The 18,152-nt window shown below is 72.4% G+C and carries 13 protein-coding genes; 8 read left to right on the forward strand and 5 right to left on the reverse strand.

Annotated elements, in window-relative coordinates; all coding sequences use genetic code 11:
• Positions 1–71: 71 nt before the first annotated feature.
• A complete protein-coding gene (locus IF23_RS0103305; RefSeq protein ID WP_030279537.1) occupies positions 72–494 on the reverse strand; it encodes a YjbQ family protein in 423 nt (140 codons plus the stop codon).
• A 710-nt stretch (positions 495–1,204) separates the two neighbouring features.
• Here IF23_RS0103305 and IF23_RS0103310 point away from each other — a divergent pair.
• The 5 genes from IF23_RS0103310 to IF23_RS0103330 all read left to right on the forward strand — a co-directional run bounded on the left by IF23_RS0103310 (position 1,205) and on the right by IF23_RS0103330 (position 6,465).
• A complete protein-coding gene (locus IF23_RS0103310) occupies positions 1,205–2,098 on the forward strand; it encodes an ABC transporter permease (protein WP_078653750.1) in 894 nt (297 codons plus the stop codon).
• On the forward strand, positions 2,071–2,892 hold the full coding sequence (locus tag IF23_RS0103315; RefSeq protein ID WP_051739149.1) for an ABC transporter ATP-binding protein: 822 nt from the start codon (positions 2,071–2,073) through the stop codon (positions 2,890–2,892). The genes IF23_RS0103310 and IF23_RS0103315 overlap by 28 nt, the downstream gene beginning before the upstream one ends.
• On the forward strand, positions 2,889–3,974 hold the full coding sequence (locus tag IF23_RS0103320) for an ABC transporter substrate-binding protein (RefSeq protein WP_051739151.1): 1,086 nt from the start codon (positions 2,889–2,891) through the stop codon (positions 3,972–3,974). The genes IF23_RS0103315 and IF23_RS0103320 overlap by 4 nt, the downstream gene beginning before the upstream one ends.
• Position 3,975: 1 nt before the next feature.
• A complete protein-coding gene (locus IF23_RS0103325) occupies positions 3,976–5,181 on the forward strand; it encodes an LLM class flavin-dependent oxidoreductase (RefSeq protein WP_030279544.1) in 1,206 nt (401 codons plus the stop codon).
• 90 nt (positions 5,182–5,271) lie between these two features.
• Positions 5,272–6,465, forward strand: coding sequence for an NAD(P)-binding domain-containing protein (locus IF23_RS0103330; RefSeq protein ID WP_078653751.1), 1,194 nt, complete (start codon positions 5,272–5,274; stop codon positions 6,463–6,465).
• A gap of 301 nt (positions 6,466–6,766) precedes the next feature.
• On the opposite strand, the gene IF23_RS0103335 is transcribed toward IF23_RS0103330, so the two are convergent.
• Together IF23_RS0103335 and IF23_RS0103340 are read right to left on the reverse strand one after the other, a co-directional pair.
• A complete protein-coding gene (locus IF23_RS0103335) occupies positions 6,767–8,110 on the reverse strand; it encodes an MFS transporter (protein ID WP_051739153.1) in 1,344 nt (447 codons plus the stop codon).
• A gap of 352 nt (positions 8,111–8,462) precedes the next feature.
• Positions 8,463–10,337: an ABC transporter ATP-binding protein gene (locus IF23_RS0103340; protein WP_051739156.1), complete on the reverse strand. Its 1,875-nt coding sequence runs from the start codon at positions 10,335–10,337 to the stop codon at positions 8,463–8,465.
• Positions 10,338–10,440: 103 nt separating this feature from the next.
• Here IF23_RS0103340 and IF23_RS0103345 point away from each other — a divergent pair, with 103 nt between their 5' ends.
• The gene (locus IF23_RS0103345) at positions 10,441–10,947 is read left to right on the forward strand and encodes a MarR family winged helix-turn-helix transcriptional regulator (RefSeq protein WP_281179953.1); all 507 of its coding nucleotides are present in this window, start codon (positions 10,441–10,443) and stop codon (positions 10,945–10,947) included.
• A gap of 52 nt (positions 10,948–10,999) precedes the next feature.
• Positions 11,000–13,948, forward strand: a complete 2,949-nt coding sequence (locus tag IF23_RS0103350) for an FAD-binding and (Fe-S)-binding domain-containing protein (protein WP_030279554.1) — start codon at positions 11,000–11,002, stop codon at positions 13,946–13,948.
• Positions 13,949–13,993: 45 nt separating this feature from the next.
• Here IF23_RS0103350 and IF23_RS0103355 read toward each other — a convergent pair whose 3' ends face one another.
• Entirely contained in the window at positions 13,994–15,400 is a 1,407-nt protein-coding gene (locus tag IF23_RS0103355; protein ID WP_030279556.1) for an alpha-amylase, read from the reverse strand.
• Positions 15,401–15,773: 373 nt separating this feature from the next.
• On the opposite strand from IF23_RS0103355, the gene IF23_RS0103360 reads away from it, so the two are divergent.
• Positions 15,774–17,243 carry a Gfo/Idh/MocA family protein gene (locus IF23_RS0103360; RefSeq protein ID WP_030279559.1) on the forward strand — a complete coding sequence of 490 codons (1,470 nt, stop codon included), beginning with the start codon at positions 15,774–15,776 and terminating at the stop codon, positions 17,241–17,243.
• Between the two features lie 39 nt (positions 17,244–17,282).
• On the opposite strand, the gene IF23_RS0103365 is transcribed toward IF23_RS0103360, so the two are convergent.
• Positions 17,283–18,029, reverse strand: a complete 747-nt coding sequence (locus IF23_RS0103365; RefSeq protein ID WP_030279561.1) for a L,D-transpeptidase family protein — start codon at positions 18,027–18,029, stop codon at positions 17,283–17,285.
• Positions 18,030–18,152 lie beyond the last annotated feature (123 nt).

The raw sequence follows: 18,152 nt of genomic DNA on the forward strand, positions 1-18,152 counted from the left end.
GACGTGGGCGCCTTCACGCGCGAGAGGCGCCGCACGCCGAGCAGACGCCGCTGCCCGGAAGAGGAGCTCGGTCAGCCCAGGAAGCTCAAGCGCACCTCCCGCCGTGGGTTGTCGACGTTCGTGTCGACCAGGCAGACCGACTGCCATGTCCCCAGTGCCAGGCGGCCGCCGAGGACGGGGAGGGTTGCGTGGGGTGGGACGAGGGCGGGGAGGACGTGGTCGCGGCCGTGGCCGGGGGTGCCGTGGCGGTGCTGCCAGCGGTTGTCGGCCGGGAGGAGGGTGCGGAGGGCGGCGAGGAGGTCGTCGTCGCTCCCGGCGCCGGTCTCCAGGATGGCGATACCTGCGGTGGCATGCGGGACGAAGACATTGAGCAGACCGTCGCCGTCCGGGGCGACCTCCCGGAGGAAGGCGTCGCAGTCGGCGGTGAGGTCCGCGACGGTTTCGTGGGAGCCGGTGGTGACGCTCAGGGTGCGGGTGGTGAATGCGGTGCTCATGTAGCCATTGTGGGGCGGGGGTGGGGTGCGGTGCGGGAGGGGGCGGGCGGCTGGTCGGTAGACCCGGGCGCCTGCGCTTGCGTCAGAGCGCGTACCAGTGAGCCCCCGAGGGACACGTTCCGGCGAGCTTCCGGCAAAGCACGTTCCGGCGGCCGCAGGAAGCGCTCACCTGACATTCCGGCGCCCCGCAATGTGTCCGCAATAAATATCCATCTGCCGAGACGATGATTGACCCGTTCGCGAGGGCGCGGATACGTTCGACGCATGTGGATGCCAGCCTTGCTCACGACGCGTGGTCATATCGACCTGCTGCGAGTGACGTCTGCCGCGTGTTGTCGCGGCGGTGTGCGGGGCTGTGCGGGGCGGTGTTGCCGCGGTGGCGATTTCGAGGCCAGTTGTAGCCGCTGACGGCCGTCGCGAAGTAGCGACGTGAACTGACCGCTGACGAGCGGTATAGCGGTATATCCCTCACCTCGCGCCTCCTCTCCCCCTCCCCCTCCCCCTCTTCCTCCCCTCCCCCCACCTCCCGTGAATCGGTGGATTCGTGGAATTCCCACCCCTGGTGGTGAGTTCGCGTCGCGTCCGAGCCGCGGTGCATGCATTCCGTACGGCGACATTTCCCTACCTCGCCACGCTTTGTCCTTCGCAGCTGGCAGCAATTTCCCCTTCAAGGCAGCCTTTCCCCCGGGCTGCCGACCCTGGAGTTTCCGATGAGTCTTGGCCTCAGCCCTAGATCAGCAGGACCGGCGCCGCCCCTCGGGTCGGCGGCGGCACCGGTCACAGGAACCGCCCCGCGGCCACCCGAGTTGGAGCCGGTCGTCGCCGTCTCCGGGCGTCGGCGCGGGGTACCCCGATGGTTGCGGCGGGTGACAGGGCCGGTCGCGCTGTTGGTCGTGTGGCAGTTGCTCAGCGCGACGGGGGTGCTCCAGGAGGATGTGCTCGCCTCGCCCGGGGCCATTGCCCGGACTGCCGCGGGGCTCGTCGCGGACGGGACGTTGCCGTCGGCGATGGTGGTGTCGTTGCAGCGGGTTGCCGTCGGGCTGGTGCTCGGCGGAGTGGTCGGCACCGTTCTGGCGTTGCTTTCCGGGCTCTCGCGGGTCGGGGAGGATCTGATCGATGCGACGGTACAGATGCTGCGGTCCATTCCGTGGGTGGGTGTCATTCCGCTCTTCATCATCTGGCTGGGGATCGGCGAGGCGCCGAAGATCGCGCTGATTGCGCTGGGGGTCGCGTTCCATCTGTATCTGAATGTGTATGCCGGAATCCGGGGCGTGGACGCGCAATTGGTCGAGGCGGGTACGTCGTTGGGGCTCGGGAGGTGGGGGCTTGTGCGGCATGTGGTGTTGCCGGGTGCGTTGCCCGGGGCGATGACGGGTTTGCGGTATTCGCTGGCGACCGCCTGGCTGGCACTGGTCTTCGGTGAGCAGGTGAATGCCGATGACGGTCTCGGGTTTCTGATGAATCAGGCCCGGGAGTTTTTCCGTACCGATGTGATCGTGGTGTGTCTGGTGGTCTATGCGCTGCTCGGCCTGCTTGCCGATTTTCTCGTCCGCACCCTGGAAAGGCTGTTGCTGCAATGGCGACCGACATTCACCGGAAAGTGAGCCCGGGGCCGGGAGAAACCGTCCCGGACGAGGGCCGGGCGGCGGCCGTCCGCGCCCGTGGGCTGGTGCGGGAATTCGGCGGGCGGCGGGTGATCGACGGGCTGGAACTGACGCTGGCACCAGGTGAGTTCGTGGCATTGCTGGGGCGCAGCGGATGCGGGAAGTCCACGCTGCTGCGGGTGCTGGCGGGGCTCGACCGGGAGATCGGTGGCGAGGTGTGGGTGCCGCGCCGGAAGGCGGTGGCGTTCCAGGCGCCGCGGCTGATGCCCTGGAAGAAGGTGTGGCGCAATGTGCTGCTGGGACTGCCGGGGCGTCCCGAACGTGCCGTGGCGGAGCGGGCGTTGGCGGAGGTCGGGCTGGGGCACCGGTCCGACGCCTGGCCGCGGACGCTCTCCGGTGGCGAGGCGCAGCGTGCCTCGCTGGCCCGGGCGCTGGTGCGGGAGCCGGATCTGCTGCTGCTCGACGAGCCGTTCGGGGCGCTGGACGCGCTGACCCGGATCACCGCGCAGCGGCTGGTCGCGGAGGTGTGGCGGCAGCGGGGCTGCGCGGTGTTGCTGGTCACCCATGACGTGGACGAGGCGCTGCTGCTCGCGGACCGTGCGCTGGTGATGGACGAGGGCCGGATCGCGTACGAGACGCCGATCGCGCTGCCCCGACCGCGTACGCCCGCCGATCCTGGGTTCGCGGAGCTGCGCACCCGGTTGCTGGACCGCCTCGGGGTGGCGGAGTCGGCGGGTGACGGTGGCGCCGCCTCCGGGAGTGAGCCCGTCGCGGTGGGCGGGGCGGCGCGATGACGGTGGCAGCGGAAGGGAGCGGACAGTTGGCGGGAGTACGTGGTCGGCGGCTTGCCGGGGCGGCGTTGTTGGTGCCGCTCGTGGCATTGCTGGCCGCCTGCGGTGGCGCGTCGCGGGCGGACGGTGCGGCGGGCGGGCGCGGCGGCGATGTCGACGGGAAGGGGTCGCTGACCCTCAACGTCGGTGATCAGAAGGGGGGTTCGGAGGCGATTCTGCGGGCCGCCGGGGAGCTGGACGGTCTGACGTACCGGATCAGGTGGTCGACGTTCACGTCCGGGCCGCCGCTGCTGGAGGCGGTGAACGCCGGTGCCGTGGACATCGGCGGGGTGGGCAACACTCCCCCGGTGTTCGCCGCGGCTGCCAGGTCGAAGATCAAGGTGGTGGCCGGTGCGCACAGCCGCGCCGAGGGCGATGCACTGCTGGTGCGGAAGGACTCCCCGCTGACGCGGACCGCGCAGCTCAAGGGCAGGTCGATCGCGGTGGCGCAGGGCAGTTCGGCGCACTACCAGCTTCTGGCACAGCTGCGGAAGGCGGGGCTCTCGCCGAAGGACGTCACGCTGAACTATCTCCAACCCGCCGATGCGCTGGCCGCTTTCACCCTCGCCAAGGTGGACGCCTGGGCGATCTGGGACCCGTACACCTCGCAGGCGCTGGATCAGGCCGGTGCGCGGGTGCTCGCCACCGGGCAGGGCGTGGTCAACGGGCTGAGTTTCCAGGTGGCGGCGCCCGCCGCGCTCGGTGAGGCGAAGAAGGCGGCGGCGCTGAAGGACTACGTCGAGCGGCTGCGCCGGGCGCAGGACTGGGTGTACGCGCACCCGGACGCCTGGGCGAAGGTGTGGGCGCGGGAGACGGGTATGCCGCAGCGGGTGGCGTTGGACGCGGTCAGGCGGACCCGGGGCACGGCCGTGCAGGTCGCGTTGGACAAGGCTGCCGTCGCCTCCGAGCAGCGGATCGTCGACGCGTTCGCCCGTGAGGGGCTGATCCCTCGTTCCTTCGACTTCGGGGAGTTCGTCGACCCCCGTTTCAACCGCGATCTGCCGCCTTCGGGTACGGCACCGCGTTCCTACGGAAAGGCCCACTGACATGTCCGTACATCTGCACTGGTTCCTGCCGACCGGCGGCGACGGGCGCACCCTGGTCGACCGGCACGCCTATACCGACGGCGGTATCAAGCGTGACCGGATCACGCCGGTCAGCGGGGTGCGTGCGCCTGATGTCGAGTACCTCGCGCAGATCGCCAAGGCGGCCGAGCAGTTGGGTTTCGAGGCGGTGCTGACGCCGACCGGTACGTGGTGCGAGGACGCCTGGTTGACGACGACGGCGCTGACGCAGGTCACCGACCGGCTGAAGTTCCTGGTGGCGTTCCGGCCGGGGGTGATCTCGCCGGTGCTGGCCGCGCAGATGGCCGCGACGTACCAGCGGCTCTCGCGCGGGCGGCTGCTGCTGAACGTGGTCACCGGCGGCGACTCCACCGAGCAGAAGCGGTTCGGCGATCATCTCGACCATGATCGGCGCTATGCCCGCACCGATGAGTTCCTCCAGGTCGTACGGGGTGTGTGGAGCGGGAAGCCGTTCGACTTCCACGGGGAGCACTACCAGGTGGAGGGCGGGCTGACGGCGCTGCCGCCGGATCCGCTGCCGCAGATCTTCTTCGGCGGTTCGTCGGCGGCGGCGGGGCCGGTGGCCGCGCGGAACGTCGATGTGTATCTGACCTGGGGTGAGCCGCCGGAGCAGGTGCGGCAGAAGATCGAGTGGATCCGGGGGCTGGCCGAGCAGGAGGGCCGTGAGGTCCGCTTCGGGATCCGGCTGCACACCATCTCCCGCGACTCGTCGAAGGAGGCGTGGGCGACCGCCGACCGGCTGCTCGGGGATCTGGATCCGGACACCGTGGCCGCGGCGCAGCAGGCTCTGGGGAAGAGCGAGTCGGTGGGTCAGCAGCGGATGCTGGCGCTGCACGGCGGCTCCCGGGACAAGCTGGAGATCGCGCCGAATCTGTGGGCCGGGGTCGGTCTGGTACGCGGTGGCGCCGGAACCGCGCTGGTCGGCAGTCATGCGGAGGTCGCCGACCGGATCGAGGAGTACCACGCGCTGGGCGTCGAGCACTTCGTTTTGTCCGGCTATCCGCATCTGGAGGAGGCGTACTGGTTCGGTGAGGGCGTCCGTCCCGAGCTGGCGGCGCGGGGGCTGCTCGCCGGGGTCCCGGCGCCGCTGGAGGGCGTCCCGGCGGCCAATGGCCGACCGGCGTCCGCGCCCGGCGGGGCGCCGCTGCTGGTCGCCGGCGGGCGCTGAGCCGTCGCCCGTCCCGGGGCGGTCGGGTCCGTTCCGTCACGTCGGTGGCGGTACGGGAAGATCCGGCCGCCCCGGGTGGTTGGTGCGGGCATGGACGACAGCGGTGGGCCGGGCGCGGTGCGTGAGGTCGAGGTGGCGGTGATCGGTGCAGGTCAGGCGGGGTTGTCGGCCGCCTTCCACCTGGGGCGGGCGGGGTATGTGCCCGACCGTGACACCGTGCTGCTCGACCAGGCGCCGCACCCGGGCGGCGCCTGGCAGTTCCGCTGGCCGACGCTGACGTACGCGAAGGTGCACGGGATGCACGCGTTGCCGGGCATGGAGCTGACCGGCGCCGATCCGGAGCGTCCGTCGGCGGAGGTGATCGGCGGCTACTTCGCCCGCTACGAGGAGCGCTTCGGGCTGCGTCCGCACCGGCCCGTCGAGGTGTCGGCGGTGCGGCCCGGTCCCGGCGCGCGACTGCTGGTGGAGACGTCGGAGGGGACGTATGCGGCGCGGGGGCTGATCAGTGCGACGGGTACCTGGGACCGTCCGTTCGTGCCGCGTCTGCCGGGCCAGGAGGTGTTCCGGGGGCGGCAGTTGCACAGTGCGCGGTATCCGGGGCCGGAGGCGTTCCGCGGGAAGCGGGTCGTGGTGATCGGTGGTGGGACGTCGGCGGTGCAGCAGTTGCTGGAGATCGCGCCGGTGGCGGCGGCCACGGTCTGGGTGACGCGGCGGCCACCGGTCTTCCGGGACGGCCCGTTCGGTGCGGCGGAGGGCCGGGCGGCGGTCGCGGCGGTGGAGCGCCGGGTCCGTGAGGGGCTGCCGCCGCGCAGTGTGGTGAGCGTGACGGGTCTGCCGATGACGGAGGCGGTGCGCCGGGCCCGTGCGGAGGGGGTGCTGCGGCGGTTGCCGATGTTCGAGCGGATCACCGAGGACGGTGTGGTCTGGGCGGACGGCAGCGCCGTCGCCGCCGACACGCTGCTGTACGCGACGGGGTTCCGCGCGTCGATCGGCCATCTCGCGCCGCTGCGGCTGCGGGAGCCGGGCGGCGGCATCCGTCTGGCGGGGACCCGGGCGGTGCGCGATCCGCGGGTGCATCTGGTGGGGTACGGCCCGTCGGCGAGCACCATCGGGGCGAACCGCGCGGGGCGGGCGGCCGTCCACGACCTGGGGCAACTGCTCGGCGGTGCGCCGCATCCGTCAGGTGCGGGCGGGGAGGACTCGCGCGGCGCCCGTACGGAGGACGGCGCCCGCCCGGGAAGGGAACACACGAACGCGGGATCGAGTGTTCGCCAGAAGGCGTGATCGATCCCGAAAGTGGTTACCCGGACATCTCGCGCCGGGTCATGATTACGGGGCGCAAGTGAGGGGCTGCAGACCGTCACGGCGCCTCCGGTCGACATCCCTTGCTGGACCGGAGAGTTGGTCCCACATACATACGCACAAGGAGAAACACCGCGATGAACATCCTCACCAACCTGCTCGCCGGCATCGTCCACTTCGTGGGTTGGCTCGTCTGACGAATCGCACCCCGGCGCCGCCCCTCCCCGTCCCAGGGAGGGGCGGCGCCTCCGTGTGTGCGGGCGACCGCGGTGCCCGGCGCCCCCTACGCCTGCGGGGCAGCCTGCTCCGGCGCCGGAGCGTCCGTACCGTCCAGCGGGCGCCGCGCCGTCTCCGGCAGCGTCAGATAGACGACGAAGGAGACCAGGCAGAGCGCGGCGACGTACCAGGGGAAGAGACCGCCGTGCCCGGAGGAGGCGAACCAGGTGCCGACGTACGGGGCGGTCCCGCCGAAGAGGGCGACGGTCAGGGAGTACGGGAAGCCGATCCCGGCGGCACGCACCCGGGCGGGGAAGACCTCGGCGTTCACGGCGGCGGCGACCGCGGTGTAGCCGGTCAGCAGGACCATTCCGGCGCACTGCACCAGCAGCAGCGACCAGAAGGCGTCGGTGACCAGCCCGAGCAGCGGCACCACCAGCACCGCGAAGCCGAGGGAGAAGCCCAGCAGCAGCGGTTTGCGGCCGATGCGGTCGGAGAGTATGCCGCCGAGCGGTTGCAGCAGCATGAAGAAGGCCAGCGAGAGGGTGCCGACCGTCAGCGCGTCGCCCTTGTCGAAACCGGCGTTGACCTGCGCGTAGGTCGGCAGGTACGTGGTCCAGGTGTAGTACGCGAGGGTGCCGCCCGCGGTGATGCCGCCGATGAGCAGAGAGGCGCGCGGGTGGTGGCGGAGCGCCTCGAAGAGACCGGGGCGTTCGGCGGCGCTCTGCGGCGCCCGGTGGGTCTCCTGGGCGCCGCGCCGGATCCACAGCCCGAGCAGGCTCAGCAGGGCGCCGCCGAGGAACGCCACGCGCCAGCCCCAACTGCCCATCTGGGCGTCGCTGAGCAGAGCGGCGAGGAGGGCGGCGACGCCGGAGGCGAGGAGCTGCCCGAAGGTCGTGGAGACGTACAGGAAGCTGGAGAAGAGGCCACGCCTGCCGGGGCTCGCCGATTCGACGAGGAAGGTGGAGGACGCGGCGAACTCCCCGCCCACGGAGAGGCCCTGCACCAGGCGGGCGACGACGAGGACGACGGGGGCGAGGACGCCGGTGGCCGCGTAGGTGGGGGTGAGCGCGACCAGCAGGCTGCCGCCGCCCATCAGCAGGATGGTGAGGGTGAGGGCGGCGCGGCGACCGCGGCGGTCGGCGACGGCGCCCATCAGCAGGCCGCCCACCGGGCGCATGAAGAAGCCCACGGCGAAGACCGCGAAGGTCGACAGCAGGGGGACGAGGGAGTTCCCGGCGTCCTTCGGGAAGACCTGGTCGGCGAAGTAGACCGCAAGGAAGGAGTAGGCGTACCAGTCGTACCACTCGACGGCGTTGCCCACGGAGGCGGCGGCGAGTTGGCGTAGGGGGGACGCCGTGCGGCCGGGCGCGCCCTTCGTCAGGGGTTCGGTGTGTTCCGCGCTCGACATGATCCTCCGCTCGGTCCTGCGTATGTCCTGTGGCGTCGCCGTCCCGCTCGTCTTCCGCCGGTGCTTCCGGTGGGGCCGGTCCGCCCCGTGATCATGTACCGGCCGGACGGCTGTCCGCCAGGGTCTGCGGAGGACGAAAGGAAACGGCAATGAACTCCTGCGGCGGCGGGCGGTCCACGCTCGTCGTCGTGTCGTTCATCGAAGGAAACACCGGTCGGGGCGGGAGAGTTGCGGCGGGGTGCGCGCCCCGGGGAGAGCGGCAGGGCGCGTACGGGGGCGGCGTCGGGCGACGGTGCGGGGAAGGGGTGCGGCGGCCGCCCCGACCGTTGAACCGGCCGCCGCGCGCCTGACCCTACCCGCGAGTCACTTGTTGCGGCACCGGTAGATCGCCGCTGGTGGTGAGGGATGGGTCACCCGGATCGGCGTCGGGTGCGCGGTGGGCGTCGCGGCGGAGCAGGGCGGCGTAGCGGCCGTCGGCGGCGAGGAGTTCGGCGTGGGTGCCGCGTTCGGCGATCCGGCCGCGGTCGAGGACGACGATCTGGTCGGCGTCGCGGACGGTGGAGAGCCGGTGGGCGATGGTGACGGTGGTGCGGCCCGCGCTGAGTGCGTCGATGGCCTGCTGGACGGCGTGTTCGGTGCGGGTGTCGAGTGCGCTGGTCGCCTCGTCGAGGACGAGGACCGGCGGATCGCGCAGGATGGTGCGGGCCAGCGCCAGGCGCTGTTTCTCGCCGCCGGAGAAGCGGTAGCCGCGCTCGCCGACGAGGGTGTCGTAGCCGTCGGGGAGGGTGGCGATGTGGTCGTGTATCTGGGCGGCGCGGGCGGCGCGTTCGATCTCCTCGTCGCTCGCGTCGGGCTTGGCGAACCGCAGGTTCTCGGCGACCGAGGCGTGGAAGAGGTAGGTCTCCTGGGAGACGACGCCGATCGCGCGGGCGAGGGTGTCGAAGCCGAGGTCGCGGACGTCGGTGCCGTCGAGGGTGACCCGGCCGTCGCTCACGTCGTACAGCCGGGGGACGAGGTAGCTCAGGGTGCTCTTGCCGCTGCCGGTGGCGCCGACGACGGCGAGGCTGCTGCCCGCCGGGACGGTGAGGTCGATGTCGCTCAGGGTGGGCGCGGCGGCGGTGTCGTAGGCGAAGGAGACGTTCTCGAAGCGGAGGTCGCCGCGGAGTGCGGCGAGGTGGACGGGGCGCTCCGGTTCGGCCAGCGGGACCGGCAGGTCGAGGTATTCGAAGATCCGCTGGAAGAGCGCGAGGGAGGTCTGCATCTGCACGCCGGTGGAGAGCAGCGAGACGGTGGGGCGCAGCAGACCCTGTTGGAGGGTGACGAAGGCGACGAGGGTGCCGAGCGAGAAGACGGGGCCGCCCAGTTGGAGGACGATTCCGGCGGCCCAGTAGATGAGCGCGGGCATGGCGGCCATGACGATGCCGATGGTGGCCATCCGCCAGCGTCCGGCCATGCTGGAGCGGACCTCCAGGTCGACCAGGCGCTCGGACTCGTCGGCGAAGTCGCGGGTGAGGGAGTCGGCGCGGCCCATGGTGCGGCCCAGCAGGATGCCGCTGACCGAGAGGGATTCGGTGACCATGGCGGACATCGCGGCCAGCTGCTTCTGGCGCTGCGAGGTGATCCGTTTGCGTTCGTTGCCGACCCGGCGGCTGACCGCGACGGAGAGCGGGAGGAGCAGCAGGGAGACGCAGGTCAGCCGCCAGTCGAGGGCGAGCATCGCGACGACGGTGGCGACCACCGAGGTGAGGTTGGAGACCAGCGAGGTGGCGGTGGAGGTGACCGTGGCCTGCATCCCGCCGATGTCGTTGGCGATCCGGGACTGCACCTCGCCGGTGCGGGTGCGGGTGAAGAACGCCAGCGGCATCTGCTGGAGCTTCGCGTAGACCGAGGTGCGCAGGTCGTGCATGACGCGCTGGCCGACGGTGGTGGACAGCAGGGTCTGCAGGACGCCGAAGACGCTGGTGGTCACGGCGGCGAGGATCATGCCGAGGGCGAGCAGGGTGAGCAGGCCGGTGCGGCGCCCGGGGATCGCCACGTCGAGGATCTCGCGCAGCAGGAACGGTCCGGCGACCGAGACCAGCGAGGAGGCGGCGACCAGCAGGCCGACGGTGGCCAGCCGGGTGCGGTAGGGGCGGAAGAGGGCGAGGATCCGCCGGAGCTGGACCGGCTGGTCCGGGGCGTCCGGGTCCTTGGGCGGCGGGGTCCACTCGGGTTCGTCGCGGCGCATGGGCTCCTTCGAGGGTGTGGGTGCACATTCCGTGGATTTTTTCCGGAGCCTAGCCGATTGTTACCTAAGCTCATAATGAACTCTGTCCTGATAGCCTCCGACCATGCCCTCTTCCGACCCGATGCCCACGCCGGACCCGGCCCGGGCGACCGATCCGGTGGCCGCGCCCGCACCCGGCGGCGCGAACGTCGCCGAGCAGCTGGTCCGGCTCACCCGCCGGATGCAGCGCGCCCAGAAGCACCGCATGGCGCAGCTCGACCTCGCCTTCACCCCCGCCCAGTCGCGGCTGCTGCGGATGGTGGCCCATTACGGCGACACCCCGCCCCGGATGGCCGACCTCGCCGCGCGCCTGGAGGTGGTGCCCCGCGCGGTGACCACACTGGTCGACGCCCTGGAGGAACAGGACGCGGTGCGCCGGGTCCCCGATCCCGCCAACCGCCGGGTGGTCCGGGTCGAGCTGACCGGCACCGGCCGCGCCACGCTCGACGCGCTGCGCAGCGCGCGCCGCAGCGCCGCGGAGGACATCCTGGCCCCGTTGAGCACCGAGCAGCGCGACACGCTCGGCGGGCTGCTGGCCACCCTGGTCGACCGGGAGGGCCCGCACCGCTGACGGGCCCGCCGTCCGCCCGGCGGGCCGGGCACGAGCCGACCGGAGGAGTCCCATGCCCCTGCTGGAGCCGAAACCGGAGGCCCTGCGGCCCGCCCCGACCGGCGGCGCCGCCCCGGACCGGGTCCCTCCGGAGCGGGCGGGCGGCACCCCGGAGCCGCTCCGCGGCGACCTGATCGCGCTCCTCGGCGCGGACAAGGTGCTGCACACCGTCTCCGACCTCGTCCGCTACGCCTCCGACGCCAGCCCCTACCGCTTCGTCCCGCAGGTCGTCGTGCTCGCCGAGGACGTCGACGACATCTCCGCCGTCTTCTCCTACGCGCACGGCAAGGGCCGCCATGTCGTACTGCGGGCGGCCGGGACGTCCCTGAACGGGCAGGCGCAGGGCGAGGACATCCTCGTCGACGTACGGCGGCACTGGCGGGGCGTGGAGGTGCTGGACGGCGGCGCCCGCGCGCGGATCCGGCCCGGGACGACGGTGGCGCGGGCCAACGCGGCGCTCGCCCGCCACGGCCGGGTGCTCGGCCCCGACCCGGCCAGCGCCGTCGCCTGCACCCTCGGCGGAGTGGTCGCCAACAACGCGTCCGGGATGACCGCCGGGACCACCCGCAACTCCTACCGGACGCTGGCGTCGGTGACCCTCGTGCTGCCGTCCGGCACGCTCGTCGACACCGGTGAGCCGGACGCCGACGACCGGCTGGCGCACGCCGAGCCGGAGCTGTGCGCCCAGCTGCTGCGGATCAGGTCGACGATCGAGGCGGACGCGGAGCTGGTGGCCCGCATCCGCGCCAAGTACACGCTGAAGAACACCAACGGCTACCGCCTCGACGCGTTCCTGGACGGCACCACGCCCACCGAGATCCTGCGGGGTCTGGCGGTCGGTTCGGAGGGCACGCTCGCCTTCGTCGCCGAGACCGTCTTCGACACGCTGCCGCTGGAGCGGTTCCCGGTGACCGCGCTGCTGTTCTTCCCCACCCTGCGCGCCGCGGCCGCCGCCGTGCCCGGTTTCAACGGTGCGGGGGCGCGGGCGGTGGAGCTGATGGACGGCAACACGCTGCGGGCGTCGGTGCGCGTGGCCGGGGTGCCGGCCGACTGGGCGCAGCTACCGAAGGAGACCACCGCGCTGCTGGTGGAGTTCCGGGAGTCCGACGAGGAGGCAGCCGCCGCACGGCTGGCCGCCGCCGAGGGGCTGCTGGCCGGGCTGGAGCTGGTCGCGCCGGTCGCCTCCGTCACCAACGCCTTCACCCGTGACCCGGCGGTGATCGGCGGCTACTGGAAGGCCCGTAAGGCGTTCGTGACGGCGGTCGGCGGCTCCCGGCCGTCCGGCACCACGCTGATCACCGAGGACTTCGCGGTGCCGCCGGACCGGCTCGCCGACGCCTGTACGGCGCTGCTGGAGCTCCAGGACCGGCACGGCTTCGACGCGGCGGTCGCCGGGCACGCCGCCCACGGCAACCTCCACTTCCTGCTCGCCTTCGACGCCGCCCGCCCCGACGACGTGGCCCGCTACGCCGCGTTCATGGACGCGTTCTGCACACTGGTCACCGACCGGTTCGACGGCGCCCTCAAGGCGGAGCACGCCACCGGGCGGAACATCGCGCCGTTCCTGGAGCGCGAATGGGGGCCGCGCGCCACGGAGTTGATGTGGCGGATCAAGCGCACCCTCGACCCGCACGGCATCCTCGCCCCGCGCATCCTCCTCGACCGCGACCCCAAGGCCCATCTGCGCGGCCTCAAGACCATCCCCACCGTCGAGGCGGTCGCCGACCCGTGCATCGAGTGCGGCTTCTGCGAACCGACCTGCCCCAGCGAGGACCTGACGACCACGCCCCGGCAACGCATCGTGCTCCGCCGCGAGATGCTGCGGCAGCCGCCCGCCTCTCGGGTCACCGACGCACTGCTCGACGCGTACGGCTACGACGCCGTCGACACCTGTGCGGGCGATTCGACCTGCAAGCTGGCCTGTCCGGTGGGGATCGACACCGGTGCGCTGATGAAGGACTTCCGCCACCGGCGGCACTCCCCGCGCGAGGAGCGGGCGGCGGCGCTGGCGGCCCGGCACTTCGGCCGCGTCGAGCGCGCCGCGCGGCTGGCCGTGGCCGCCGCCGGGCGCCTCGACGACCGGCTGCTGGAGCGGGTCACCGACGCCGCCCGCCGGGCCGTCCGCCCCGACCTCGTCCCGCGCTGGCTGCCGCAGCTCCCCGGCGCCGCGGCCCGGGAGCTGCCCGCCACCGAGCAGACGGCGGCCACCGCGGTCTACTACCCGGCGTGCGTCAACCGCATCTTCGGCGGTCCGGCGGGCGACCCGGGCCCGTCGCTGCCGGAGACCGTGGTGGAGCTGGCGCGGCGGGCCGGTACGCCGGTGTGGATCCCGCCGGACGTCACCGGTACGTGCTGCGCCACGATCTGGCACTCCAAGGGCTACGACCGGGGCAATGTGGTGATGGCCAACCGCATCGTCGAGGCGGCCTGGGGCTGGACCGCGGGCGGACGGCTGCCGCTGGTCGTCGACGCCTCGTCGTGCACGCTGGGCATCGCCCGGGAGGTGGTGCCGTATCTGACGCCCGCCCACCGCGCCCTGCACGCGGAGCTGACCGTCGTCGACTCGGTGGTGTGGGCCGCCCGGGAGCTGCTGCCGCGGCTGGAGGTCCGCCGCCATACCGGCTCCGCGGTGCTCCATCCCACCTGCTCCATGCAGCACCTCGGTGACGAGGCGGAGCTGCGGCAGGTGGCCGAGGCGTGTGCGGCGGAGGTGGTGGTGCCGGACGACGCGGGGTGCTGCGCGTTCGCCGGGGACCGCGGGATGCTGCACCGGGAGCTGACGGAGTCGGCGACCGCCCTGGAAGCCGCCGAGGTCGCCGCCCGGGAGTTCGACGCGTATCTGTCGGCGAACCGGATGTGCGAGGTCGGCATGGACCATGCGCTCGGCACGCCGCGCTACCGCTCGGTGCTGACCGAGCTGGAGCGGGCGACGCGGCCGGAGGACGGTCCGGACGGTGACTGAGGCGGGGCGCGTGCCCTGTGGGGGCGGGCGCGCACCCCGCGCACGTCACTCCTTGGCGCCGAGGTGCAGCGCCACCGCACTCCGTGCCGGAACCGTCAGCTCCGCGGTGCCGTCGTCGCCGACGGTGACGGTGTTGCCCGCGCAGTCACCGGGCGCCGCCTTGACCACGTTGCAGTACGTACCCGCCGCCAGGCCGGTGGTGAAGGTGCGGGAGAGGTCGCCGTCGCCGTCGTTGACGGCCACGAAGCCGGAGTCGCCGCGGCTGAAGGAGAGCGCGTCGCCGCCGTTGTCCCACCAGTTGGCGAGGTCGGCCGGACCGACCTCGTTGTGGAAGCCGACCATCCCGGTGACGGCGGTCGCGGCGTGCTCGTTCGTCCAGCCGTCGCCGCCGGAGGGCGGGCCCGCGTCCTTGTCGTCCCAGGTGTAGCCGGAGTAGACGTTGGGCGAGCCGTAGGGCGAGGCGAGCAGGAAGACGTTGGCGAGGGTGTAGCGGTCGCCGTCCTTGTAGGTGAGCGTGGAGCCGTTGCGCTCGGTGTCCCAGTTGTCGACAAAGGTACGGGCCTTGTCGCCGGGGAGCTTGCCGTCGGCGACGGACTTCAGCTGCGCGATGGTGCCCGCCTGGAAGGCGCTCTTGAGGTGGGTGCCGTAGCGAAACTCGTCGACGTCCCCGATGCCGGTGTACTCCTCCGGCTTGACGGCCTCGCCGTCACCGGCGATGACCTCGCTGACCCAGTAGCCGGGGTCCTGGCTCATCTTGCCCTTGATGGCGGCGATGTCGTCGGCGGCCATGTGCTTGGCGGCGTCGATCCGGAAGCCGTCGGCGCCGAGGGTGCGCAGGTCGTCGAGGTATCCGGCGATCTTGCCGCGGACCGCGTCGCTGCCGGTGTCGAGGTCGGCGAGGCCCACCAGTTCGCAGTTCTGGACGTCGTCGCGGTTGCCGTAGTCGGAGATGTCCTTGCGGCAGCCGTGGAAGTCCTGGTCCTGGTAGGTGCCGGGGTAGTCGTACTTGGTGTACGCCGAGCCGCCGGTGCCGGTGCCGGAGCCCGCGGACATGTGGTTGATGACGGCGTCCGCGATGACCTTGACCCCGGCGGCATGGCACGCCTTGGTCATCGCCGCGAAGGCGTCGCGGTCACCGAGCCGCCCGGCGATCTTGTAGCTGACGGGCTGGTAGGAGGTCCACCACTGATCGCCCTGGATGTGCTCGGAGGCGGGTGACACCTCGACGTAGCCGTAGCCCGCCGGGCCGAGTTGGTCGGTGCACGCCTTGGCGACCTCGGTGAACGGCCGCTCGAAGAGGGTGGCGGTGACCGTCTTCTCCCCGGCGGGGGCGGCGGCCGGGCGCCCTTGGCCCGGGGTGGCCTGGGACGGCCAGGGCATGAACGCGGCGAGACCGGCGGCGGCCAGCACACCGGCCAGCGTCCCGCCCAGCACTCGGGAACGTTGCTCCATCTTGCGGCTCCTTCGACGAACGGGCGCGGACGTGCCGGGCCCGGGAACTGACAGCCACGCGCCAGGCCGCCATGGGGGGATTCCGCGTCGGAGCCTGCCGCCCTTCCGTGGACACGTCAAGGCTCGTCGTAAGATTTTTCAGGTATTTACGCAAGGAATTGCGGGTCGTACGGGACGGATGAGGCGCGCCGCCGGGCCCGCCCACCCCGCTCCGGACCGGGCTCCGGAGCGCCCTCCCGGGGCGGCCGACGAGAAGTCCAAGTGCCCGAACGCTCCGTCCAACCGGCCCTCTTGTGCCGTCGGCCGCCCAACCGCCAGGGTCCTGGGCGAGGTTCACGCTAGGCACCCCGCCATCCGCTCCCCTGGAGGACCGATGAACGAGGCCCATCCGCAGAACCAGGCATCCCCGTCCGACGGCCACCCGACCGCGGACTCCCCCGCCGACGACCCGGGCCCCAGCCGCCGTTCGGTCCTGTGGACCGCGGGCGCGGCGGGCGCCGGTCTCGGCCTCGGCGGCCTCACGGCGGGCCAGGCCACGGCCGCTTCCCCCATGCGCGCTCCCGCCGCGGCGCCCGGGGCGGCGGCTCCGGCGGCCCGGGGAAAGACCATGATCGGGGTGCCGTTCGAGCCGCGCAGCACCGTACGCGTCGGCATCATCGGTCTGGGCAACCGCGGCGGCAGCATGATCGACCTCTTTCTGGCGGTCCCCGGCGTCCGCGTCGTCGCGGTCTGCGACCCGGTGAAGGAGAAGACCGCGCAAGCCGCGAAGAAGGTCACCGACGCCGGACAGCCCGCGCCCGCCGTCTACGCCAACGGCGAGGAGGACTTCGTCCACCTCTGCGCCCGCGGCGACATCGACTTCGTCTACGCGGCCACACCCTGGGACCGCCACTTCGACATGGCCGCGACCGCGCTGCGCCACGGCAAACACGTCGGCGTGGAGTGCCCGCTCGCCCTCCGCCTCGACCAGCTGTGGGAGCTGGTCGACCTCTCCGAGCGCACCCGCAGACACTGCTTCCAGATGGAGAACTGCTGCTACGGCAGGAACGAGATGCGGGTGCTGCGCATGGCGCACGCCGGGCTCTTCGGCGATCTGCTGCACGGCGCCGGTGCCTACAACCACGATCTGCGCGGCCTGATGTTCGACCCGGAGTACTACGAAGGACCCTGGCGCCGCCTGTGGCACACCCGGCTCCGCGGCGACCTCTACCCCAACCACGGCTTCGGCCCCGTCGCCAACTACATGGACGTCAACCGCGGCGACCGCGCGGTCCGCATCGCCAGCTTCGGCACCCCCGCCCTGGGCCTGGCCGCCTACCGCAAGGAGCACATGCCGCCCGGCGACCCGAGCTGGAAGGAGTCGTACATCGAGAGCGACCGGACGATCAGCCTCGTGCAGACCGCCAAGGGCCGCGTCATCCGCCTCGAACACGACGTCTCCACACCGCACCCCTACAGCCGGATCAACAGCCTCGGCGGCACCAAGGGCGTCTTCGAGGACTACCCGGAGCGCATCTACCTGGAGCCCGACCACAGCGACGACGAGTGGGGCGACTTCGGGAAGTACGCGGAGTGGGACCACTGGCTGTGGAAGGAGCACGCCAACCCGCCGGGCGGCCACGGCGGCATGGACTACATGCTGGTCTTCCGCATGATGCAGTGCATGCGGCTCGGCCTCGTACCCGACTTCGACGTGTACGACGCGGCCACCTGGACCGCTCCCGTCCCGCTGAGCGACGCCTCCATCAAGGCGGGCGGCGCACCGCAGGAGATCCCCGACTTCACCCGCGGCCACTGGAAGAAGGCCCGGCCGGGGATGGACTCGGAGAAGCCCGCGGAGTAGCCGCCGACGGGCCCGGGCGCGGCACCCCGGGCCCGGGCGTCACCCTTCCAGGTGGGCCCGGTCCCCCATCACCACGACCGGACGGCGGGCCGGATCGAGGGCGCGGAGCAGATCGGCCATGCCCTCCTTCGCGATGCTGACGCAGCCCGAGGTGCCGCTGCCGTGGTCGAGATGGAGCCATATCCCGCCGCCCTTGGCCTGCCCCTCGGGCCGCTCCGGATCCAGCGGCGACCGGCCCGGCACGCGGTTGTAGTTCACGGCGACGACGTAGTCGAAGTCGTGCCGGGTGTTCTTCGACCAGTACGCGGGCGGGGTGAACGCCGCGCTGTGCGCGTACGGCAGCCGGGCGCCGGGGTCGGCGAGCACCCCACCCGCGTCGGTCAGCGTGAACACCCCCACGGGGCTGCGCCTGTCCCCCTCGCGATGGTCCGTCGTCCAGCCGTGCCGCCCGTTGTGCGCCGCCCAACTCCCCTTCTTCTCCCAGCCCTTGGCACCCTTGTCGTACAGGACGAGCGTGGCGTCCGGGGAGTCGGCACCACGGCCGTAGACCGCGACGACCTGGCGTGAGGCGGCGGGGATCCGGGCGCGCAGCGCCGGGCCGATGCCGGGGACGCGGGTGAGCGGAGCGGAGCGGGCGGCATCGCTCCCGCCGTCCGCGCCGTGCCCGCCGTGGGCCCGGGCACCGGCGTGGTCGTCGCCCGTTCCACCGCTCCGGTCGGCCGAACCGCAGCCCACCAGCAGCACCAGCCCCGCCGCGGCCCACATCACACCACCCGCATGTCGCATGCCCCCATGCTGCCACCCGCCACCGACAACGCCTCAGCCGCGGTCCGTCCGCCCGCCGGTCACGGTCCGTCGGCCGGACCGGGGCTGTCCGGGACGGGCCCGCACCGCGGAAAAACCGTTTGA

This window comes from Streptomyces catenulae (assembly GCF_000718015.1).
GTDB classification, from domain to species: Bacteria; Actinomycetota; Actinomycetes; order Streptomycetales; family Streptomycetaceae; genus Streptomyces; species Streptomyces catenulae.